Annotated in this window: 14 protein-coding genes and 1 pseudogene; 8 read left to right on the top strand and 7 right to left on the bottom strand. The window is 62.7% G+C overall.

Going from position 1 to position 22,007, the window contains the following annotated elements:
• The first annotated feature begins 445 nt into the window (after nucleotides 1-445).
• The 6 genes from EKH80_RS15510 (at nucleotide 446) to EKH80_RS15485 (ending at nucleotide 6,947) form a co-directional block, all read left to right on the top strand.
• On the top strand, nucleotides 446-1,777 hold the full coding sequence (locus EKH80_RS15510) for an MFS transporter (protein ID WP_126685691.1): 1,332 nt from the start codon (nucleotides 446-448) through the stop codon (nucleotides 1,775-1,777).
• A 164-nt stretch (nucleotides 1,778-1,941) separates the two neighbouring features.
• Nucleotides 1,942-2,391, top strand: a complete 450-nt coding sequence (locus EKH80_RS15505) for a PPC domain-containing DNA-binding protein (RefSeq protein WP_158628852.1) — start codon at nucleotides 1,942-1,944, stop codon at nucleotides 2,389-2,391.
• A gap of 470 nt (nucleotides 2,392-2,861) precedes the next feature.
• On the top strand, nucleotides 2,862-3,425 hold the full coding sequence (gene ahpC / locus EKH80_RS15500) for an alkyl hydroperoxide reductase subunit C (protein WP_126685689.1): 564 nt from the start codon (nucleotides 2,862-2,864) through the stop codon (nucleotides 3,423-3,425).
• 161 nt (nucleotides 3,426-3,586) lie between these two features.
• The gene (gene ahpF / locus EKH80_RS15495) at nucleotides 3,587-5,170 is read left to right on the top strand and encodes an alkyl hydroperoxide reductase subunit F (protein ID WP_126685688.1); all 1,584 of its coding nucleotides are present in this window, start codon (nucleotides 3,587-3,589) and stop codon (nucleotides 5,168-5,170) included.
• A 108-nt stretch (nucleotides 5,171-5,278) separates the two neighbouring features.
• Nucleotides 5,279-6,235 (top strand): helix-turn-helix transcriptional regulator, encoded by a 957-nt coding sequence (locus tag EKH80_RS15490; protein WP_158628851.1) that lies wholly within the window; start codon nucleotides 5,279-5,281, stop codon nucleotides 6,233-6,235.
• A gap of 343 nt (nucleotides 6,236-6,578) precedes the next feature.
• Nucleotides 6,579-6,947, top strand: coding sequence for a VOC family protein (locus tag EKH80_RS15485; RefSeq protein WP_126685686.1), 369 nt, complete (start codon nucleotides 6,579-6,581; stop codon nucleotides 6,945-6,947).
• A gap of 311 nt (nucleotides 6,948-7,258) precedes the next feature.
• Here EKH80_RS15485 and EKH80_RS15480 read toward each other — a convergent pair whose 3' ends face one another.
• The 3 genes from EKH80_RS15480 to EKH80_RS15470 form a co-directional block, all read right to left on the bottom strand.
• Nucleotides 7,259-7,660, bottom strand: a complete 402-nt coding sequence (locus tag EKH80_RS15480) for an NUDIX domain-containing protein (RefSeq protein ID WP_126685685.1) — start codon at nucleotides 7,658-7,660, stop codon at nucleotides 7,259-7,261.
• Between the two features lie 243 nt (nucleotides 7,661-7,903).
• On the bottom strand, nucleotides 7,904-9,787 hold the full coding sequence (gene sppA / locus EKH80_RS15475; RefSeq protein WP_126685684.1) for a signal peptide peptidase SppA: 1,884 nt from the start codon (nucleotides 9,785-9,787) through the stop codon (nucleotides 7,904-7,906).
• A gap of 57 nt (nucleotides 9,788-9,844) precedes the next feature.
• Entirely contained in the window at nucleotides 9,845-11,251 is a 1,407-nt protein-coding gene (locus tag EKH80_RS15470; protein ID WP_126685683.1) for an MATE family efflux transporter, read from the bottom strand.
• A 134-nt stretch (nucleotides 11,252-11,385) separates the two neighbouring features.
• On the opposite strand from EKH80_RS15470, the gene EKH80_RS15465 reads away from it, so the two are divergent.
• Entirely contained in the window at nucleotides 11,386-12,537 is a 1,152-nt protein-coding gene (locus EKH80_RS15465; protein WP_126685682.1) for a DUF3667 domain-containing protein, read from the top strand.
• Nucleotides 12,538-12,912: 375 nt separating this feature from the next.
• On the top strand, nucleotides 12,913-15,087 hold the full coding sequence (locus tag EKH80_RS15460) for a primosomal protein N' (RefSeq protein WP_126685681.1): 2,175 nt from the start codon (nucleotides 12,913-12,915) through the stop codon (nucleotides 15,085-15,087).
• 78 nt (nucleotides 15,088-15,165) lie between these two features.
• On the opposite strand, the gene EKH80_RS15455 is transcribed toward EKH80_RS15460, so the two are convergent.
• From EKH80_RS15455 to EKH80_RS15440, 4 genes and pseudogenes are all read right to left on the bottom strand, one after another.
• Nucleotides 15,166-16,623, bottom strand: coding sequence for an efflux transporter outer membrane subunit (locus EKH80_RS15455; protein WP_230473731.1), 1,458 nt, complete (start codon nucleotides 16,621-16,623; stop codon nucleotides 15,166-15,168).
• The gene (locus tag EKH80_RS15450) at nucleotides 16,607-17,818 is read right to left on the bottom strand and encodes an efflux RND transporter periplasmic adaptor subunit (RefSeq protein ID WP_126685679.1); all 1,212 of its coding nucleotides are present in this window, start codon (nucleotides 17,816-17,818) and stop codon (nucleotides 16,607-16,609) included. Before EKH80_RS15450 ends, EKH80_RS15455 begins: the two co-directional genes overlap by 17 nt.
• The gene (locus EKH80_RS15445) at nucleotides 17,808-21,044 is read right to left on the bottom strand and encodes an efflux RND transporter permease subunit (RefSeq protein ID WP_126685678.1); all 3,237 of its coding nucleotides are present in this window, start codon (nucleotides 21,042-21,044) and stop codon (nucleotides 17,808-17,810) included. Before EKH80_RS15445 ends, EKH80_RS15450 begins: the two co-directional genes overlap by 11 nt.
• A gap of 302 nt (nucleotides 21,045-21,346) precedes the next feature.
• Nucleotides 21,347-21,914, bottom strand: a pseudogene (locus EKH80_RS15440) (IS1595 family transposase); the annotation flags it as partial.
• Nucleotides 21,915-22,007: the final 93 nt, after the last annotated feature.

Here is a 22,007-nt window from a genome sequence, read left to right as displayed (position 1 = left end):
ACATGACCGACGCAACCGATTGAGAAGGGGTACTGCTGGTCGACAAGGTACGCCGATCGATGGGCCGCACGCAAATGGTTCGATCACCGCCTGAAAGGTGCTGCGACATTTCGGCCGGACCGCCATGCGGCTGTCATGCGCAAGCATCGAATTTCCGGCTGCATGACTGCAGCGCCTTCCCCCATTTGGGGGAGCGAGTCGGATCGAAACGACCCGCTCAACTAGGCCGCACGAATGATTGTGTGCGGAGTGTCTGAGGAGATGTTTCTCGCCATGGCTTGCGCGATCTGTACCCTCCCCAATTTGACCGCCGAAGCAGCCGGTCCCGCCGGCACTCTAAAACCAGCCGCCGCCGATCACAAAAATACGGCCACCCCTCCCTAGCCTTGACGCCGCAACGGTGCCATGCTGTGGCTGCCGCACCTCCCTAATCCGAGTAACGACGATGTCCAGTACGTTTGAGGATCAGCGCGAACCAGCCGGCTTGAGCCCGGAAGACCTAGGGCGCATTCATGCCCACGCCCGCCTGGCTCCCGGCGAAATCGCCGTCGGCGTGATCGTCGGGCGAACCGCGGAATATTTTGATTTCTTCGTCTTCGGCATCGCCTGCGTGCTGGTGTTTCCGTCGGTGTTCTTTCCGTTCGAAACCCCGCTGGACGGCATGCTATTGTCGTTTGCGATTTTTTCACTGGCCTTCATCGTCCGCCCGCTCGGCACCACGCTATTCATGGCGTTCCAGCGGCGCTGGAGCCGCGGCACCAAGCTCACCATCGCCATGTTCCTGCTCGGCAGCGCGACAGCCGGCATGGCGTTTCTGCCCAGCTACAACGTCATTAGCGGCTGGGCCATCGGCCTGTTGACCTTCTTCCGCCTTCTGCAAGGCATCGCCATGGGCGGCTCGTGGGATGGCCTGCCTTCGCTGCTCGCGCTCAACACGCCGCCGGAGCGGCGCGGCTGGTACGCCATGCTGGGGCAGCTGAGCGCGCCGATCGGCTTCCTGATCGCTGGTGGCCTGTTCCTGTTCCTGCACGATGAGCTTGCCCACGATGATTTCATCGAGTGGGGCTGGCGCTATCCCTTCTACGTCGCGTTCACCATCAACGTGGTGGCACTGTTTGCACGCCTGCGCTTGGTCGTAACCGAGGAATACACCCGCGCCATGGAAGAGCGCGAGCTGGAACCCATCGGCATCATCGACATGCTGCGCCGTCAGGGCTACAACATCTTCATCGGCGCCTTCGCCGCACTGGCCAGCTACGCGCTGTTTCACCTGGTGTCGATCTTTCCGCTTTCGTGGATCGTGCTGGGCACCACCCAATCGGTGGGCAATGTGCTGACGGCAGAGGTGATCGGCGCGGTAGTTGGCATCATCGGCATGATCGCCTCCGGCTTCATCGCCGATCGCATCGGGCGTCGAACCATGCTCGGCACGGCCGCGATGCTGATCGGCATCTTCGCCCTGTTTGCGCCCTGGCTGCTGGGCGGCGGACAGGTGGCACAAGATGCCTTCATCATCGTGGGCTTCGGCTTGCTTGGCCTGTCGTACGGACAGGCTGCCGGCAGCGTCACCTCGAACTTCGAAATCCGCCTGCGCTATACGGGTGCGGCCTTGACGTCCGATTTCGCGTGGCTGATCGGAGCAGCGTTCGCACCACTGGTGGCACTGGGGCTGTCGGCCCGCTTCGGGCTGGTGGCGGTGAGCTTGTACTTGCTCTCAGGCGTGGCCTGTACGCTGATCGCGCTACGCGTGAACAGGGCGCTGGCGGAACGCGAATAGTCTTTCATCCAGCATCCACATAACTCCTCTAAGTCATTCACCCATACATGACTCCGCCCGGCGCAGGATGCAATCAGCGCGTCCAGACCGCTGTCGCGTCAACGTCGACCATGCGCGTTCTCGGACACCGAAACTTAGCGTGTCGCCGCGGGAGGGGGTCACCCATGCAACATCAACTCATCCGTCATGGCCAGGGCTCGCGCACCTGGTCCATCGTGCTCGATAGCGGTGAAGAGGTGAATGCCTGTCTTGAGGATTTCGCTCGCCATGAGGTACTGAGCGCCACCCGCTTCACCGCCAGCGGCTCGTTCCAGGACGTAGTGCTGGGTTATCTGGAGGCGGATCAGTTGGATCGCCGGCGCGACGCGCTCAATCATCCGACCCAGGTGTTATCGCTGGTCGGTGATGTCGACTTGCGCGACTGCAAGCCGAAAATCCGCATCCGGGTGGTGCTCGGCGACGGTAACGGCGCCAGATTCGATGGGCAGCTGCTGGAAGGGCACGTCCATCGTCAGCTGCAAGTGATCATGACCGAGGCGCCGGTGCAGTTGCACAAGGACTACGACGCCGACGCCGGGATTGCCCTGTTCAAGCAGCATGGCGAGGCGGGATGACAAGCCCGCGCTCCATCTGATGCGCCTGTGAAGCCGCACTGCTTGCAGGGGTGGTCCAAGTCAAATCGCATGTTGAGGGCTGGCGCGTAGGCGGCACCGGCGTTTGGTGGAAGCCATGGCCTTCCACATCGACTGCTTCCATGTGGAAAGGCATCCTCTGCGCCGACGCAATGCGGCCCCTCCCCTTTTGATAAGCCTTGAATAGGCGGCGTGGTATGGTGCGTCACGTCGGCGTCATTCCCCATCAGGGTTTTCCCGGCGCAAACCCGCGCCAGGGCATCGTTTGCTTCGCATGAAGCAGATCGCTTGACCCGACGGGCAGCGCAGACGGTGCAATGACGGTTGGGGCAATCAGGGAATGATAGGCGCCATGAATGATTCTGATCCCAACAATCAATTGGCCCTTTCGATAGGCGCCGCTTAACCTTGCAAACCAATCCCCTTACCAACCACTCAACGGAATCGAGCAGATGTCGCTGATCAACACCGAAATCAAACCGTTCAAGGCCACCGCATACAAGGATGGCAAATTCATCGATGTGACCGAGGCTACGCTGAAAGGCAAGTGGTCCGTGGTGGTGTTCTACCCCGCCGACTTCACCTTCGTGTGCCCGACCGAGCTGGAAGACCTGGCCGACCGCTACGCCGAGTTCCAGAAGCTGGGCGTTGAGATCTACGGTGTTTCCACCGACACGCATTTCGCACACAAGGCGTGGCACGACACCTCCGACGCGATCAAGAAGGTGAAGTACCCGCTGGTGGGTGACCCGACCGGTGCATTGACCCGCAACTTCGAGGTGATGATCGAAGAAGAGGGCCTGGCGCTGCGCGGCACCTTCGTGATCAATCCGGAAGGCTTGATCAAGCTGTGCGAAATCCACGACAACGGCATCGGCCGCGACGCCTCCGAGCTGCTGCGCAAGGTAAAGGCCGCGCAGTACGTGGCTTCCCATCCGGGTGAAGTGTGCCCGGCCAAGTGGCAGGAAGGCGCAGCGACGCTGAAGCCGTCGCTGGACCTGGTCGGCAAGATCTAAGTCGCAAGTTTTGGCGATTCCCGCAATGGGTCATCGCCGCGGGTCCGACCACCCCCTCCCGTCGGGCCCGCACCTTATCCCTTAAGGAGACGCCGCCCATCCACGCTTCAGCGGGTGCTGGTGGCGTCTACTCCAAATTCAGGCATTGATGGAGACGCACCATGCTGGATCACGATCTGAAAGAACAACTGCGGGCCTATCTGGAAAGGGTGACCCATCCGATCGAGCTGGTTGCCTCCCTCGATGACAGCGCCGCCTCGCAGGAGCTGCTTGCACTATTGCGCGATATCGAGTCGCTTTCGCCGCAGGTATCGCTGCGCACGAACGGCACCGAGCCGCGCAAGCCCTCGTTCGCCATCCATCGCACCGGCACGGACGTTGGCGTGCGCTTCGCCGGTATTCCGCTGGGCCACGAATTCACCTCGCTGGTGCTCGCACTGCTGCAGGTCGGTGGCCATCCGCCGAAGGTGGCGGCGGAAGTGATCGAGCAAGTGCGCAACCTGGAAGGCGAATACGTATTCGAGACCTTCATGTCGCTCAGCTGCCATAGTTGCCCGGACACGGTGCAGGCCCTGAACCTGATGAGCGTGCTCAACCCGAACATCAAGCACATCGCCATCGACGGCGCGCTGTTCCAGGACGAAGTGAACGAGCGCCAGGTGATGGCCGTACCCACCGTGCTTCTCAACGGACTACCGTTTGACCAAGGCCGCATGACCATCGAACAGATCGCCGCGCGCCTGGACAGCAATGCTACGCAACGCGACGCCGAAAGGCTCAATGCCAAAGCACCGTTTGAGGTGTTGGTGGTCGGCGGCGGCCCGGCCGGCGCCGCGGCGGCGATCTATTCGGCGCGCAAGGGCATCCGCACCGGCGTGGCGGCCGAGCGCTTCGGCGGCCAGGTACTGGATACGATGGCGATCGAAAACTTCATTTCGGTCTCTTACACGGAAGGACCGAAGCTCGCCGCGTCGCTGGAACAGCATGTGCGCGAATACGATGTGGATTTGATGAACCTGCAGCGCGCCGAGCAGCTGATTCCGGCGCAGGAAGAAGGCGGGCTGATCGAAGTGCGCCTGGCCGGCGGCGCCTCGCTGAAGGCCAAGACCGTGATCGTTTCCACCGGCGCGCGCTGGCGCAATATGAACGTGCCGGGCGAACAGGAATATCGAAACAAGGGTGTGACCTACTGCCCACATTGCGACGGCCCATTGTTCAAGGGCAAGCGCGTCGCGGTGATCGGCGGCGGCAACTCCGGCGTCGAAGCGGCCATCGACCTGGCCGGCATCGTCGACCATGTCACCCTGCTGGAATTCGACAGCAAGCTGCGCGCCGATGAAGTACTGCAACGCAAGCTGCGCAGCTTGTCGAACGTGACGGTGATCGTGAGCGCGCAGACCACCGAAGTGCTGGGCGATGGTGGCAAGGTGACGGGCCTGGCCTATACCGACCGCCACAATGGCGAAAGCCAGCGCGTGGCGTTGGAAGGTGTATTCGTGCAGATCGGCCTGCTGCCCAACACCGACTGGCTCAAGGGTACGTTGAAGCTGTCGCCGCGCGGCGAGATCGAAGTGGATGCGCGCGGCGAGACCTCCGTGCCCGGCGTGTTCGCGGCGGGCGACGCAACGACGACGCCGTACAAGCAGATCGTGATTGCGATGGGCGAAGGGGCGAAGGCCGCGTTGAGCGCGTTCGACTATCTGATCCGCTTGCCGGTGGCGGAAGTCGAAGAAGCGGCTGCCTGAGCGACGAATCTGCGTAAGTACGGTAGGCTGGGATGGTTATCCCAGCATGCCGGCCACTTCTCGATGCTGGGATTGTCATCCCAGCCTACGTGGCCGCTGGGAGAGGTAATGGCGGCAGTCGACGCCAAGCGCATCCCGGATTATCGTCTTGGCATGAGCCTGCAACATCAAGTCCTGCACGAAGGCAAATTGTTGCATGTCGGCTGCGTCTGCTGCCGGCCTGAAAGTCCGGCCTGCGGCGAACTGGAGCATACCGGGTCGAACACGGTCGCGTTCCCGCTGCGCGGTGTCTTCGTCAAACACCACGATCATGGCGCGGACGTGGTGGCGCACGCAGGACAGGTACTGTTCTTCAAGACCGGGGAGGAGTATCGCGTGAGCCATCCGGCGACCGGAGGCGACGACTGCCTGGTGCTGCGCGCCGATGATGCCGTGCTACGCGAAATATTGATGGATCACGATGCCCGTCGGGCGGAACGCGCTGACGATCCATTCCGCACCACCCATCTGGCATTGCCGGCGGCGATCGAGTTGCAGCGCAGCCTGCTTTGGCATCGATTGCGCAGCAACGAGGCCTCCACACTGGAAGCGGAAACGCGTGGATTGTCGCTGCTCAACCAAGTGCTCGCCCGGGTGTCACCCGAAGCCTTGCAGCACGATCCGAAGCCGCCATCACGCAGGTCTCGCCGCCGCGAGCAATCACACGCCGTAGCCGTGTTGCTTGCCGACAAACCGGCGCGCGATTGGAGCCTGGACGAACTCGCAGCACGCGTGCACTCGTCGCCTTTCCACCTGGCGCGCAGTTTTCGGGCAGCACTGGGCGAACCCATCCACCGCTACCAGTTGCGGATTCGCCTGGCGCTCGCTTTGGAGCAAGTGCTTGACGCGACAGCACCACTCACCACCGTGGCGATGGAACTGGGTTTCGCCACGCCCAGTCATTTCACGGCTGCATTCGGCCGCGCCTATGGCATCACGCCTTCTGCGCTGCGCAAGCAGGCACGCCCCTCGCAAGTGCGCCTATTGCGCAAGATTTTGACAGCCAACCGGAGCTGCCCCCGATAACGTTATTCGACGAAGCGGCCGACTCGGACCGCATAGCCCGTCGATATCATGTTGCTTCCCCTTTTCGGGGCCCACGCCTTGGCTGGCGCCCTGCTGGCCGAAGGCCCGGGTCACCGCCATGCAGGGCTCTTGCGGCCCTATGGTCATCTCGTAGGACGATGGCGTCGTCCAGGAAAGCCATGCGGCGGACTGAACGCCCACGCACTGGCGTTCATGCGACAGCACGGTAAGCAGTTTTCGCTGGATCGGCGAAGTGGCCGACGAGCAAGGTCGCTGGCTCCTGCAATTGTCCATGCAGGCGACGCGCAAGCATTCTTCCCAACCGTAACCTAAGGAACAAGCCATGTACGATCACGTTGGCCTGCACGTGCAGGATCTCGAAGCCAGTGTGCGGTTCTATCAAGCCGCCTTGGCGCCGCTAGGGCATGTGTTGTGCATGAGCGATGCAAACAGCGCTGGTTTCGGCCCGAAGGATGCGCCGTCTTTGTGGCTTTATCACGACGCGATTGCAAACATGCCGGTCGGCGCACATGTTGCGTTTCGCGCTGAGCAACGTAGCCATGTGGATAAATTCCACACGGAGGGATTGAGAGCCGGCGGCCAGGATCTAGGCAAGCCTGGTGTGCGTGAGGACTACGCACCGAACTACTACGCCGCGTTTTTGACCGATCCGGATGGAAACAACATCGAAGCGGTGTGCATGACGCAGTGATTTTGCTCCCACCCCTGCTCCAGGGACCAGGCGCGTCAAGCAGGCTTGGAGGTCGCACTCCGCCTTGTGCACCTACATTCAATCTGTAGCGAATGACGGTTTCATTCTGAAGCAAGAATCAAGATTGGGGCCGCACGCTTTCGGGTGGCACTGTACGCGCGTCTGGCGAAGCGTAGGCTGGGATGATCATCCCAGCTTCCACGCGGCATCCCGGTGTTGGGATTGCCATCCCAGCCTACGCTTCGCCAGACGCGCATACAGCGCGGACACAAGCGTCCGGTGATGGGTCCGTGGAATGGACCAGGGCATCCCTAGGCTACTGGGTATTTTTGTTGCAAGACGTGGACACACGCCGCCCAATAGAATTCCGGCAGGTCGCGCGGCCGGCTTTCTTCGATCGGGATCCACCGCGCATCGGTATGTTCATCGCTCAAGTTTGGCGTGTCCTGCACAAAATCACAGTCGAAGAAACGTATATCCACCCATTTGCCTGGAAGGACTTCGCAGACTTGCCGGCCAATAGGGCGCGCAGAGGTAATTTCAAATCCGCATTCCTCCTTCACTTCACGAATCACGGTTTGCGGCTCATCCTCGCCCGGCTCGGGACGTCCACCGGGGAGTTCCCATTCACCACGTGGATTTTTGAGGAAAAGGACCGATTTTCCTCTCCACATGATTGCCTTAACGCTGATAGGCAATACGATTTGATTCATCTTTGGCTTCGTTTTGTCGCAAACTGGGTCAGGAGTGGATCGCTGTACGCACGCGCGCGTATGCGATAGTTTTAACCCATTGCTTCTATCAGGCAGCCAGGCTTTTTCCATGAGTGGCGTAGGGGCCTGGCTTGGAATAGCTCGGACGGGACACTGGTCTACGGAAGCCCCCCGCTCCACGAATCCGAACCCAACGACACATGGCAAGCTGCCGTTGGGTTTACTCGTGTCCCGCGTAAAAACTCAACGCGGCGAGCAAAAGCAATACGAATAAACGTTCGGCCGCCCCGCCTGCGCAGTGCGCAGCATTTCCAGCTCGGGGGCGAGCATCGGCAACTGCGCAAACCAGCTAGGCAAGCGCACGCCATATCCCTGCAGCCCGGCGAGCATCGCCGATTGATTGAAGCTCAGCGCGAAACGCTCGAACGCACCCAACGGCTGCTCTTGGTAGCGCACGGCATAATCCTTGCCGAGCTTCGCCAGTTCGGCGGCTTTCTGGACGGCGGCGTCGAGTCCACCGAGTTGATCGATCAAGCCACGCTGCCGCGCCTGAGTGCCGGTCCATACGCGGCCCTGCGCCACCGCGTCGATGGCGGCGTAGTCCTTGCCGCGCGCTTGCGCCACGCCGCCGACGAAGTCGTGATAACCCTTGTCGATGATGGACTGGATCACGCTACCGACCTTCGGATCGAGCGGACGGGTGACATTGAAGGCACCCGCCAGCGGCGCGGTGCCTACGCCGTCGCTACTGATTCCGAGTTTGCCCAGCGCGCCCGGCACGGTGTAGAACATGCCGAAGATGCCGATCGAACCGGTAATGGTGTTGGGCTCGGCGTAGATCTGGTCGGCATTCATCGAGATCCAGTAGCCGCCGCTGGCTGCTACATCGCCCATCGACACGATCACCGGAATGCCGGCTTTGCGGGTCAACGCCACTTCGCGACGAATTTCTTCGGCGGCATACACTTCGCCGCCAGGCGAGTTCACGCGCAGCACCAGCGCCTTGGTGCGCTTGTTTTCACGTGCGCTGCGAATCAGCGCGGCGGTCGATTCACCGCCGATCGATCCTGGCGACTGTTTGCCGGAAGTAATCTCGCCTTCCGCCACCACCACGGTAACCGCATCCGCCGCAAGCGTGTCGCGGTCGGGAAGGGTCGCGGCGTAGCTACCGAGGCTCACGTTACGGATGCCATGGCCATCCTTGCCCGCCGGCACTCCCTGCGAACGCAGCATGTCGAGCAGTTCCGAACGCGTGGCCAGACCATCGATCAGATGCTCGTCGAGTGCAAGCTTGGCCAGATCACCCTGCGCGGCCGCCAGGCGATCAGGCAGGTTGTCGATATCCGAACGCACCGCCGCAGGATCGAGCTTGCGCAGCTTGGCGATGTCGCCGATGTAGCCATCCCACAAACCGCCCATCCAGTAGCTGTCCGCTTGCTTGGCTTCGGGCGAGGCGTGATTGAGGATGAACGGTTCGGCCGCGCTCTTGAACTGACCGACACGGAACAAGTACACATTCACGCCCAGCTTGTCGAGCAGATCCTTGTAGAACAGGCGGTAGTTGGAAAGGCCGGTGATGAACAAGCCGCCCTGCGGATCCAGCAGCACGCGGTCGGCGTGTGCGGCCAGGTCATACTGGTACTGATCCAGCTCCGCGCTCCAGGCGATCACCGGCTTGCCGGCGGCGCGAAAGCGATCGAGTGCCGCGCCTACTTCGGTCAGGGCGGCAAAGCCGCTGCTTTGCAGGTGGCCGGGATCGAGCACGATGCGGGTGATGCGCGAATCCTTCGCCGCCGCGTCGATAGCACTGACCAGATCGCGCACCTGCACTTCCTTCGCTTCATCACCGGAAAGCTTGGACGCCATGCGTTGCAGCGGACTGACGCTGTACTGCTCCACCAGCCTGCCTTCCGGCCGCAACACCAGCACGCTGCTGTCCTGGATGTCATTGACGTGCCTGGCTGCGCCGACTGCCAGTAGCAGCAGTACGAACAAACCGAAGAATGCAAAGAACACCAGGTTGAGGATGATCAGCCGCACTATGTTGAGGCCGCGTCCGAACACGCGCAGGAAGGCCAGGAATCCGTTCGGCTGCCGCGGGCGGCCCAGGGGCGGTGGAGTGCTCATAAACGCTTCGAGATCCTTGAATGGTTTACACCAGCGTAGCCGCTCGCGCTGCGCCGGTCATGAGGGGATCGTCGCATCCGCGGCGGCCGGCGCGATAGGGCCAAACGTCCCGGCCTGCTGCCGCTGGGAGCTGCGCCAGAACCGCACGAACAGCAGCAGGGCCGCCATGCTCAGGCCGGCGATCAAACCCATCCAGATGCCGCGCGCACCCAGTCCGGCGCGGAACGCCAGCCACCAGCCTACCGGCATCCCCACGCCCCAGTAAGCGAACAGGGTGATCGCCATCGGCACGCGCGTATCCTTCAGCCCGCGCAAGGCGCCGTTGGAGGCCACCTGGATGCCGTCGGAAAACTGGAACAGGCCCGCCAGCAGCAGCAATTGGGTGGCCAGCGCAATCACGGACTTGTCATGGGTGTAGAGCGAGGCGATCAGGTCCGGAAAGCCGAGCATCAGGCCGGCCGAAACCGCCTGGGTGACGAGGGTGAGCCCGATCCCGCAGAAACCCGCGTAGCGGATGCCGGATGGATCGCCGCGTCCCACGGCGTTGCCCACGCGCACGGTGATCGCCATCGCCAGGCCCAGCGGCACCATGAAGAACAGCGCTGCCACGTTCAACGCCACCTGATGGCTGGCCACCATGTCTTCGCCCATGCTGCCGATCAGCAGTGCCGCCGCCACGAACAGGCCGCCCTCGGCCAGCAGGGTGATCGCCATCGGCAACCCGACATGCACCAGCTGGCCGATGCGCTTGAGGTCCGGCCACTCGAAATGCTCGAAGACGCCCAAGCCCTGGTAGTTGCGGTGGAAGAACACGTAGGTGCCGAACGCCAGCATCTCGATCCACAACGCCGTGGCGGTGGCGATGCCGCAGCCACGGGCGCCCTGCGGCGGCAGGCCCAGCTTGCCGAACATGAAGACGTAGCCGAGCGGCAGCAGCAAGGCCAGGCCGCCGAAGCTGAAGTACATTGAAGGCCGGGTCAACGACAGCCCTTCAGACAGGCCGCGCAGCGCGAAATAGCAGGTCAGCGCCGGCGCACCCCAGCTGATCGCGCGCAGGAATTCGCCGACGTCCCCATACAGCCCGGGCGAGACGCCGATCAGCTTGATCAGCGGTTCCGCGTGACGGACCACAAGCCACAACAGCGCCCCCATGGCCAGCGCCAGCCAGATGGCCTGATGGAACACCTCGCCCGCTGCGTGTTTGCGTCCGGCGCCATCGAGCTGCGAAACCAGGGGCGGCACCGCCATCATCATGCCGATGCCGCTGACGATGGCCAGCGACCAGATGCTGGCGCCCACCGCCACCGCGCCCAGCACATGCGCGCCGACGTGGCCGGCCAGCATCGCGTCGATCACGTTGCTGCCGACCGCGGCAAGCTGGGCAAGGATCAGTGGCAGGGCAAGGCGCACGGTGGCGCCGATCTCCCGCCAGACCCGGGCTCGGTCGAGATGAGTGGCTTTCATGGGTGGGGTTCTCCGGGGACGGACATTGTAGCTTGGTGCCATGAATGGGTCCCGGAGCTCGCCCGCCGGATTCCCTATTCCCTATTCCCCTCCCAGCCGCCAAGATTCCAAGCTGTACCAGGGGAACGCCAGCGATGAAGGAACTGACGAGCTACGAAGGCGCGCTTTGCGCCAATTGCCAGGCGCCGTTGCAGGGCGAGTTTTGCCATCACTGCGGCCAGTCGGTGCATAGCGTGCTGCGGCCGGTGCATGGGCTGTGGGAGGAGTTCTTCGAAACTTTCCTGCACGTCGACGGGCGCATTCTGCACACGATCCCGGCGCTGTTCCTCAAGCCCGGCTTCCTGACGCTGGAGTATTTCAGCGGTCGGCGGGTGCGCTACATCGCACCGTTCCGGCTGATGTTCGTGCTGTGCCTGCTGTCCTTCTTCGCCTTGCACCTTGCCACGGACGTGATTACCCAGCGCGTCCAGCAGCGCCATCAACACGGTGTGCTGGTGGACCAGGGCGATGACTTCTCGCAGGCACAGACGCCCAAGCAAGTACAGCATCAGCTCGACAAGAAGCTGGATGCGCTGGAAGCCACGCGCGCCGTCGGCAATCCCGCCATCGTCATGCAGGTCGACCAGGCCGAGCGGAAGCTGCGTGACCGAGCTAATGCGAGGCTCGCCGAACTAGGCGCACCGGCCAGCACGTCGACCGCCAGTGCCGCACGCTCGGACGCCGATGACACTGGCATCTCGAATATGCCAATCCACTTCAGTTGGGCGCCCGACTTCGTCAACGAGCGTCTCGCCGAATTCAACCGGAACATACGCAAGAATGGCACGGCGCTCAGCCACGGCACGCCGACTGAGCGCCGTGAAGCCTGGGAGCGGCTGGCGGCCGGCACCTATGGCGCGCTTCCCGGCACCATGCTGGTGCTGGTGCCGGTGTTCGCCTTGCTGCTGAAGCTGTTCTACGTGTTCAAGCGGCGACTCTACATGGAGCACCTGATCGTCTCCCTGCACAGCCACGCCTTCCTGTTCATCAGCCTGCTGCTGATCGTGATCGCCGGGCTGCTCAATACCTGGCTGAGGCCGCTGGCGGCCTGGGCGGGGTACACGGCGGGCGCACTGCAGGCCGCACTCATCCTGTGGGTGCCAGCCTACCTGCTGATCATGCAGAAGCGCGTGTATCGCCAGGGCTGGGCCATGACGGTGGTGAAATACTGGTTCGTCGGATGGTGCTATTTCTGGCTACTGGTGCTGTTCTTGATGGTCGCGGTGGTCCTGGGGCTGGCCCACTGATTGTCATTTTCGGAACACCAAAACCCCGGTTTTGCACAGCGTCAAGGTATTGACATACTCGTGTGTCAAGCCCTTGGGCCCGGCCGGTACGGATCCGAACCGTTCTTGCAACGTATTGATATTTTTTAAGATTTTTAGCTGGTCAAAACTTGAACAGGCTGTCACAAGGGCCGGTCTGATGCGCGAAACAGCCCCCTCTCAACGGTACATCCACAGACTTATCCACAGGTCTTGTGGATAACGGGAAAACCTTGTGCCGATGAGTCACTTAGCTGTTTTTCCTAGATGACAGGGCAGCATTCGCTGGCAAACCTGTCATCCGGGCGCTGACACGCCGGCTCCGAGAGTCCTGACTGTCGCGCGATACACTGAGCCATGCTCTCAGTCTTTCGTATTGCCCTGCCGGTCCCGCTTCCCACGTTGTTCGACTACCTCCCTCCCGCCGTGGGCGAACCGGGGGTAGGCAGCCGCGTGCTGGTGCCATTTGGGCGCAGCAAGGCGGTCGGCGTGGTGGTGCAGACAGATGTGCCGGCCCAGGTCGGCAGTGCAAAACTCAAGCGGGTGCTGCGGGTACTGGATGACACCCCTCTGCTCGATCCGGAGTTGATGCAGTCCCTGGCGTGGGCGGCCGACTACTGGCTCGGCCCTCCGGGCGAAGCCTATGCAAACGCCTTGCCCTTGCTGCTGCGCGAAGACAAACCGCTGCCGGAAACCCAGGAACCGATCTGGCAATTGACGATCGCCGGGCGCAGCGCGCTGGATGCCGGTAGCCGCAGGGGCGGCAGTCGCGCGCTGTTGCAGACCTTGCTGGCCGGGCCGATGTCCGCTGCCGGACTGGATACTGCCCTGCCCGATTGGCGTCCGGCTGCACGGCGCCTGGCCGAAGCCGGCCTGGTCGAACGCGGCATGGCCGTGCCGGAGCCGAACTTTTTCCCCAGCGCGCCCAAGTTCACCATGCACGCCGAACAGGAGGCCGCGGTGGCAGCGGTGAGCGCGGCTTTCGGCAGCTTCCAGCCGTTCCTGCTCGACGGCATCACCGGCAGCGGCAAGACCGAGGTCTATCTCGCGCTGATCGAGCGCAGCCTGGCACAAGGCAGGCAGACGCTGCTGCTGGTCCCTGAGATCGGCCTTGCGCCACAGACTGTACGTCGCCTGCGCGATCGGCTCGGCGTACCGGTGGAGGTGCTGCATTCCAACCTCGCCGAAGGCGAGCGTGCCCGCGCGTGGCTGCGCATGCGCTCGGGAGAAGCGAAAGTGGTGCTGGGTACGCGCTCGGCGGTGTTCACACCCTTGCCGCATGCCGGCTTGATCATCGTCGACGAAGAACACGATGGTGCCTACAAGCAGCAGGAAGGCTTCCGCTATCACGCACGCGATCTGGCGCTGGTGCGCGCGCGCGCCTTGCAGGTGCCGGTGCTGCTCGGCTCCGCAACGCCGTCGCTGGAAAGCCTGGCGAACGTCGAGGCCGGCCGATACCACGCACTGCACTTACGCTCGCGTCCCGCCGCTACGCAACCGCCGCAAGTGCAAATCATCGACATGCGGGCGCAGCGGCTGGAACATGGCCTGTCGCCCGCGTTGCTGCACACGGTTGGCGAGACCATTGCACGCGGCGAACAAGTGCTGGTATTTCGCAATCGCCGAGGCTACGCACCGGTATTGCTGTGCCATAGCTGCGGCTGGCATGCAGAATGTCCGCGTTGCGATCATCCGCTCACCCTGCACGTCGCATGGCGCAAACTGGTTTGTCATCATTGTGATCTGCAAGCATCCGTGCCGGCCGCGTGCCCAGCATGCGGCGGCCAGGAACTGAAACCGCAAGGCCAAGGCACGGAGCGGCTGGAAGAGACGCTTTGTGCGCATTTCCGGCAAGTGCCCGTGCTGCGCATCGATCGCGAGACCACGCGTCGACGCGATGCGTTCGAACAATTGCTGGGCAATCTGGCGGAGGATGCGCCAGCGATCCTGGTCGGCACGCAGATGCTGGCCAAAGGTCACGATCTGCCGAATCTGACCCTGGTGGCGATCGTCGGGGTGGATGAAGGCTTGCTCAGCGTCGACTTTCGTGCCGGCGAACGACTCGCGCAACTGGTGGTGCAAGTGGCAGGGCGCGCAGGACGGGCACGCAAGCCAGGGCGTGTGCTGTTGCAAACCCATCATCCCGATCATCCCCTGTTGCGCACCCTGCTTGCACAGGGCTATGCCGCCGCAGCGAACGGGCTGCTTGCCGAACGAAGACAAACAGGGCTTCCGCCTTACGGCCACCAGATGCTGCTGCGTTGCGAAGCGCATCAGCGTGCGGCTGTCGATGCATTCCTTTTCGAAGCATGTGCCGCCCTGCCGGTTACCGACACTTTGCAAATCGCGGGACCTATGCCCGCACCCATGCCGTTGCGCGCGGGACGTCAACGCGGGCAGCTGTTGATCGAGTCTGCCAGCCGGCGCCATCTGCACGCGGCCATGCGGCCATGGTCAATCCAGCTTGGGCAATTGCCCAGTGCACGCAAGGTGCGTTGGTCGCTGGATGTGGATCCGATTGATTTGTATTGAGCGCCTGCGAAACAGCGGAGGCTGGAATGGGAATCCCAGCAGCATCATGTTGCCTGAAGCTGGGATTATCATCCCAGTCTACTGTGCTTTCGCTGTAGCCGAAGCATCCTGCTCCACCGCATCACGCGTCCAGCCGCCACCGATCGCACGAATCAGATCCACACTGGCCTGTAACCGCCGTGTGCGAACGGCTTCCGCACTGCGCTGCGCCGACAGCGCAGCGGTTTGCGCCGTGACCACATCCAGGTAATTCACGATGCCTTCGCGATAGCGGTTGGTGGCGATGTTCAAGGTCTGCTGTGCGGCGGCGAAGGCCTGATCATCGTGCCCGGCTTCCACGCCCAGCTGCTGCAGCAGCGACAGATCGTCTTCCACTTCGCGAAAGGCGGTGAGCGCGACCTGGCGGTAGTCGGCGGAGGCCTGCGCGAATTGTGCCTGCGTTTGGCGCAGCTGCGCGCGACGCAAGCTGGCGTCGAAAATATTCAGCGTGGCCAGCGGACCCAGCGCCCAGAAACGGTTGCCGATGGCGAGCAGGTTGTCCGTGCCGGTGTTCTGGAAACCATAGCTGCCCGATAAGCTGATATCGGGAAAGAACGCTGCGCGCGCCACGCCGATGCCGGCGTTGGCGGCAAACACGCGTCTTTCTGCCGCGGCAATGTCCGGACGCCGCTCCAACAAGCTGGACGGCACTCCGACCGGCGTCATCGGCACCTTGAGCTGATCCCGCCCCGTCGCGATCGAGGAGCTGGACGCCGGCTCGCCGACGAGCGCAGCAATGGCGTGCTCGGACAGGGCGCGCTGGGCCATGACGTCGGCCACCTGGGCCTGCGCATCCTCAAGCTGGGCCTGCGCTCGCGATACGTCCAGGCCGGAGGCCACGCCTCCGCCATGGCGATTTTCGGTGAGTTCGAGGGCACGCTGATAGGCTTTCAACGCATCCTGCAGGATGCGCACCTGGATGTCGTAACCGCGCAAGCGTACATAGTCGCTGGCCAGCCGTGCCTCCAGGCTCAGCTTGGCCGACGCCAGGTCGGCCTGGGCAGCCTGCGCCAGTGCATGCCCCTCGCTGACCTCGTTGCGGATACGCCCCCAGAGGTCGAGATCGTAACTGGCGCCGACCCCCACCGTGTTGCTGTCATATTCGTTGGGCTGATGGCTGCCGCGCAATGGACGGTTGTCCGATTGGCGCGCTCGCAACGGATTGGCCAGTGCATCCACATGCGGAAACAAGCCCGCAGCGAATTGGCTTTCCACCGCGCGCGCGCCATCGTACCTGGCCAGCGCGGCGGCTAGACTTGGATTGTCGGCATCGAGTTTGGTTTCCAACTCGTTCAAGGTGGCGTCGCCGTACACCATCCACCAGCCTCCGCGCGGCATATCGTCGGCGGGTGCAGCCGTCTTCCAGGCGGTATCCCCTTCCTTGAATTGGGCCGGCACCGACGGCAGCACCGGCGTATGGTAGGTCGGTGCGAGGGAGCAGCCGCCAAGCACCGCCAGCATGAGTGCAACGAGCAGGTGATTAGAGCGCCGATTCACCATGCTTCTCCGTGTCGTTCGCGGCCAGGTTCTGGTCTGCATCCGTTTCCACGCTGACTTTGTCACCGTCCATCAATGAATCGGGCGGATTCTCGATCACACGATCATCCAGCCTCAGCCCTTGGTCGATCTGCAAGCTGGTCCCCATGTCCACCGCGATGTGCACGTTGTGCAAGTGAGCACGGCTGTCCGGCCCAAGCACCGCCACCTGCGCCCCCTTGTCGCGGAAAACCAGCGCACTGGACGGCACGCTGACGACGTGCGGGTCCACCTGCAGGCCCAACTGCACGTCGGCGTAATCGCCCGGCTTGAGCGCACCGTCGCTGTTGTCCGCCACGAACTGCGCCAAGAGGCTGCCGGAGCTTTGGTTGATGGCGTTGGAGTTGCCGATCAGCGCGGCCTGGAACGGACGTCCAGGCAGCTCCGGCACGCGCAACGTGACCTGCATGCCCGGTTTGATCGCGTTCGCTTCCACCTCCGGCACCGGTACGTACAAGCGCATGCGGCTGGTATCGGCCACGGAGAACAACTCCGGACCGCTTTCGTTGTTGGCGGTGATCAAGTCACCCATGTCGGTACGGCGCGCGGTGACCACACCGTCGAACGGGGCCACGATCTTCTTGAACGATTCCAGTGCCTGCAATCGATCCACGTCGGCTCTCGCCGCCAGCACAGTCGCCTGCGCGGCGGCCGCTTCCCCGGCTTTTTCATCGGCCTCCTGCCTGGAGACCGAATCAGAGCCCAGCAGATGCTGCCAGCGACCGGCTGTGATATTGGCAAGGTTGGCGTCGGCCCGGGCCTTGGCCAGCACCGCCTTGGCCTGCTCCAACTGCTGATCGAGCTCCGGCGTGTCGATCACGGCGAGCACGTCGCCGGCCTTCACCTTGTCGCCGATATCCTTGTACCAGGCCTTCAGGTAACCGCTGACACGCGCATGAATGGGAGCGCTGTACCAGGCCTGCAAATGCCCTGGCAGGGTGATGATGTGCTCCTTGGCGGGATCTGTCGCGGGCGTAATGCGAACGCTGGGAATGAGCTGCGCGTCGGTCCATTGCACCAGTTGCTGATGTTGGTGAAAGCGCAGCCCCAAGCCTAGCGCTACCGCGAACAGCGCCAGCACGGCACCTCCGATACCGGCAGCCTTCAAGTTCAGGGGTTTCTGTACGACTTCTACGCGGGCAGGGTTACGCGACATGGGGAATTCCCGGGACGGAGTCCAGATGCGCAGCGCGCTGTTCGCGGCCGTGCACGATGCTGAAAATCACCGGCACGAACAGCAAGGTCGCGCAGGTAGCGAATAGCAGACCGCCGATAACGGCGCGGCCCAGCGGTGAATTCTGTTCCTGCGTCAACGCCATCGGCAGCATGCCGATGATCATCGCAAGCGCCGTCATGCACACCGGACGAAAGCGCGTGAAGCCAGCCTCCAGCGCAGCCTTCGTCGCATCGCCGTGCTCGGCCAGGCGCTCGCGCGCGAAGCTCACCACGAGGATCGAATTGGCGGTAGCCACGCCCATGCACATGATCGCGCCGGTCAAGGCCGGTACGGACAGCGTGGTATGCGTGATGAACAACATCCATACGATGCCCGCGAGCGCTGCCGGCAGCGCGGTGATGATCACGAACGGATCAAGCCAGGACTGGAAGTTCACCACGATCAGCAGGTAGATGAGCACGATCGCGCCCAGCAGGCCGAACAGCAGGCCGGAGAAGGCGGCGTTCATCGCGGTCACCTGGCCGAGCAATTGCACGATCGAACCTTTCGGACGGTTCTTGGCCTCGGCTTTCAGCAGTGCCTGGATGTCGCTGGATACTGCGCCCAGATCGCGCCCTTGCACGGCGGCATAGACGTCGAACGAGGGTGCGATGTTGTAATGGGTCACTACCGCTGGGCTCGCCGTGCGCTTGATCGTCGCCAGCGCGCCGAGGATCTGTTGCGCGCCCGTAGCCGATGAGGTCACCGGCAGGCTTTGCAACTGGGCCAGCGAATCGATGCGGTATTGCGGTGTTTGCGCCACCACGGCGTAGGACACGCCATTGGCGGGATTGAGCCAGAACACCGGCGCAACCTGCAGGCTGCCCGCCAGAGATGCCACCATACTGTTGGTGACGTCGCGCTCAGTGATGCCCAGCTCGTTGGCTCGCATGCGATCCACGTCCACGTTCAACTGCGGCGCACCCGTGGACTGTTGCAGGCGCACGTCGGCGATCCCTGGAATCTCGCGCATCCTACGCAACAACCGTAACGCATATGCTTCGTTGCCTGCGTTGTCGCGCCCGGACACCTTCACGTCCAACGGTGCCGGTGCGCCGAAATTGAGGATCTGACTGACCATGTCGGCCGGCAGGAACGCGAAGCTGGTACCGGGGAACTCGCGCGGCAGCTGCTCGCGCAGCGTTTTCACGAAGCGAGCGCCCGATGCGTGCCCATCCTTCAGCAACACCTGGATGTCGCCATCCTGGGGCCCGACGGTGCCGCTGTTGTTGTAGACCATGTTGGTGCCGCTGAGCGGCAGGCCGATATTGTCGATGATGCCGTCGAGCTGATCGGCTGGAATCACGCGGCGAATGGCCGATTCCACGCGATCGAACTCGGCTGCGCTGTCCTCGATGCGCGTGCCGACCGGTGCGCGTACGTGGATGGCGATCGCGTCCGATTCGGTGGCCGGAAAGAAATCGCGCCCCAGGAACGGTACCAGTGCGAATGACGCCAATACCACGGCCAGAAAGCCGATCACGAAACGCCGGCGCGCCGCCAGCGCTAGCGACAGGCTCTCGTAATAGGCGTCGCGCAGCTGAGAGAAGCGATGCTCGAAATTCTGCTGGAAACCTACCAGGGCTTTGCGCAGCCGCCCGCGCTGCATGGATGGATGCTGATCGCCTTCGTGATGATTGATATACGGATCTTCCGGATGATCTCCCGGGGGCTGCTCCGTCACGTGTGGCTTCAGCAGATACATCGCCATGGTCGGCACCAGCGTGCGGGACAGCACGAAGGAAGAAGCCATGGCGAAAATCACCGCCAGCGCCATCGGCCGGAACAGGAAGCCGGCGATGCCGTCGAGCATGAACATCGGCACGAACACGATGCAGATGCACAGCAACGACACGAATGCCGGCGTTACGATCTGCTTGGCCCCGTCCATGATCGCCGTTTGCACGTCCTTGCCCTGCTCCAGGTGCCAGTTGATGTTCTCGATAGTGACGGTGGCATCGTCGACCAGGATGCCCACCGCCAACGCCAGGCCGCCTAGCGTCATTACGTTGAGGGTTTGCCCGAAGGCGGCAAGCAGCGCGATCGCCGAGAGCACAGCCAGCGGGATCGACACCGCGATGATCACAGTCGAACGCCAACTGCCGAGAAACACCAGGATCATCACCGAGGTCAGCAGCGCGGCTATCACGCCTTCGCGGGCCACCGATGCGATTGCGCTGCGCACGAAGACCGACTGGTCGCCCAGCAACTTCACCCTCAGCGAGGAGGGCAGTGTTTCCTCCGCCAGCGGCAGCAGCTTCTTGATGCCGGCCACCACATCCAGGGTCGACACGTTGCCGCCCTTCAGGATGGGCATCAGGATCGCGCGGTGGCCGTCCACTCGCACTACGTTGTTTTGCGGCGGCGCGCCGTCACGCACGTGTGCCACCTGGCCGATCGTGATGGTGGCGCCGTCCACCGTCTTGATCGGCAGGTTGTTGAGCTCCTCGATCGCAGCCGGACTGTCGTTGAGGTCGACGGTGTATTCGTTGCTGCCGATCTTGATATCGCCCACCGGCACGATCTGGTTCTGTGCCGCCAACGCATTGCCTACGTCCTGTGCCGACAACCCCTTGGCGGCCAACGCCTGCGGATCCAGATCCAGCATCACCTGGCGCTGCTTGCCGCCGTACGGCGTGGGAATTGCCGTGCCCGCCACGGAAATCAGCGTCGGTCGCAGGAAGTTCTGCGCCAGATCGCGAATCTTCTGCTCGCCCAGTTTGGTGCTGGACAGCGCCAGTTGCAGCACCGGCACGGTGGAAGCGTTGTAGTTGATGATCTGCGGCGGTGTGATGCCCGGCGGCATCTGCTTGAGCACCGTTTGCGAGATCGAGGTGACCTGCGCCGTAGCGGTACGGATATCCACGCCGGGCTGGAAGAAGATCTTCACCACGCCGATGCCGGGCAGCGACTGCGACTCCATGTGCTCGATGTCGCTCACCGTGGAGGTGAGCGAGCGCTCGTAGTAGTAGATCACACGGCCGGACATCGCACTGGGCGACAGGCCGTTGTAGGTCCACACCACGCTGATCACCGGAATGCCAATGTTCGGGAAGATGTCGGTGGGCGTGCGCAGCGCCGCCAACGGGCCGATGATCAAGATGAGCAGCGCAAGGACGACAAAGGTGTAGGGGCGCGCGAGTGCAATCCGTACCAGACCCAACATGCGAAGGCTTCCAGCGTGCTTTGACGATGGCGCTTATTATCCGGATCACTGTAGCGCAGCACCTTTCGGGGGCATGAAGATTGTTTCATTCATGAAAAAGATTTCATGAATACTCTCATCCGGCATGCAAACTCACTTCCGTGCCGAACCACAGCATCGCACGCAGAGGACGATTCATGGGGCTCTCTACCGCTGAGATATCGCCACCTCTGCGACCGGCGTCTCCAATGTCCTCGCGGCGTACCTAGTCGACATGGCTTGAAGTACAGCAGGCCTTAAATCAACCTGATTAGCCTCGAACCTCAGACGTGAAAGTTGCTCGCCATGCGCAAAATCGGCCTTGGCTGAAGCCCGCAAAGCATCATCGCTCGCGCCAGTCGAGGCAGCATCTCGTGCAAGCGAAATCGTCGATTGAAACGATAGTCGGCCTCGGCCAAATAGCGCTGCGCGTACTTGCTCTGCCGGATGGCGTGATACACCCACTGGTCGCTCGATTGATGTTGTCCAGGACCACGTTGACCCAGCGTGCGCCGCGCACGTCACAGGCCGCGCGCCCGCCCGGAGTTTCCAGCACCGTGTGCGCATACCCGGCATCGGCGAGGCGGCCGAAGCAATGCAAGCCGTCGCTGAAACGGCCTCGGCTTGGGGGGCCAAATGACGAGCCTGCCAGTCCTTGATGCCGTCATCGCCGAAGCGGCGTATCGGCTCCATGATAGCGTGCACGGGGTGCTCCAGGTCAGCATCGGTCTCTACGGCAATCAGAAACGCTTGCTTGTTCTCCGAGCCGCGGCCCGGCTTGCCATCATTGATTTCCCCGCCCAGGTAGGTGTCGTCGGTTTGCACGAACCCCGACAACTGGCGCGGTGCTTCCGTAAGCTCCCCCAGGTCCTGGACATGCGGGAAGTAGAACTTTCTGGCATCTTTTCCGCCAGGAGGTGTCATGAAGAAATCCAAATTCAGCGA

The organism is Dyella choica (assembly GCF_003977665.1).
Classification (GTDB): Bacteria; Pseudomonadota; Gammaproteobacteria; order Xanthomonadales; family Rhodanobacteraceae; genus Dyella_B; species Dyella_B choica.
The sequence above is the reverse complement of the archived record's forward strand: the minus strand, read 5'-3'. Positions and strand labels throughout refer to the sequence as shown.

What these genes read in the sequence shown, in the direction of transcription:
- EKH80_RS15490 (WP_158628851.1), top strand. Translation starts at nt 5,279, where the DNA reads ATGGCGGCAGTCGACGCCAAGCGCATCCCGGATTATCGTCTTGGCATG.
- EKH80_RS15470 (WP_126685683.1), bottom strand. Translation starts at nt 11,251, where the DNA reads ATGAAAGCCACTCATCTCGACCGAGCCCGGGTCTGGCGGGAGATCGGC.
- EKH80_RS15505 (WP_158628852.1), top strand. Translation starts at nt 1,942, where the DNA reads ATGCAACATCAACTCATCCGTCATGGCCAGGGCTCGCGCACCTGGTCC.
- EKH80_RS15480 (WP_126685685.1), bottom strand. Translation starts at nt 7,660, where the DNA reads ATGAATCAAATCGTATTGCCTATCAGCGTTAAGGCAATCATGTGGAGA.
- EKH80_RS15450 (WP_126685679.1), bottom strand. Translation starts at nt 17,818, where the DNA reads ATGTCGCGTAACCCTGCCCGCGTAGAAGTCGTACAGAAACCCCTGAAC.
- EKH80_RS15510 (WP_126685691.1), top strand. Translation starts at nt 446, where the DNA reads ATGTCCAGTACGTTTGAGGATCAGCGCGAACCAGCCGGCTTGAGCCCG.
- sppA (WP_126685684.1), bottom strand. Translation starts at nt 9,787, where the DNA reads ATGAGCACTCCACCGCCCCTGGGCCGCCCGCGGCAGCCGAACGGATTC.
- EKH80_RS15485 (WP_126685686.1), top strand. Translation starts at nt 6,579, where the DNA reads ATGTACGATCACGTTGGCCTGCACGTGCAGGATCTCGAAGCCAGTGTG.
- ahpC (WP_126685689.1), top strand. Translation starts at nt 2,862, where the DNA reads ATGTCGCTGATCAACACCGAAATCAAACCGTTCAAGGCCACCGCATAC.
- EKH80_RS15465 (WP_126685682.1), top strand. Translation starts at nt 11,386, where the DNA reads ATGAAGGAACTGACGAGCTACGAAGGCGCGCTTTGCGCCAATTGCCAG.
- EKH80_RS15445 (WP_126685678.1), bottom strand. Translation starts at nt 21,044, where the DNA reads ATGTTGGGTCTGGTACGGATTGCACTCGCGCGCCCCTACACCTTTGTC.
- EKH80_RS15460 (WP_126685681.1), top strand. Translation starts at nt 12,913, where the DNA reads ATGCTCTCAGTCTTTCGTATTGCCCTGCCGGTCCCGCTTCCCACGTTG.
- ahpF (WP_126685688.1), top strand. Translation starts at nt 3,587, where the DNA reads ATGCTGGATCACGATCTGAAAGAACAACTGCGGGCCTATCTGGAAAGG.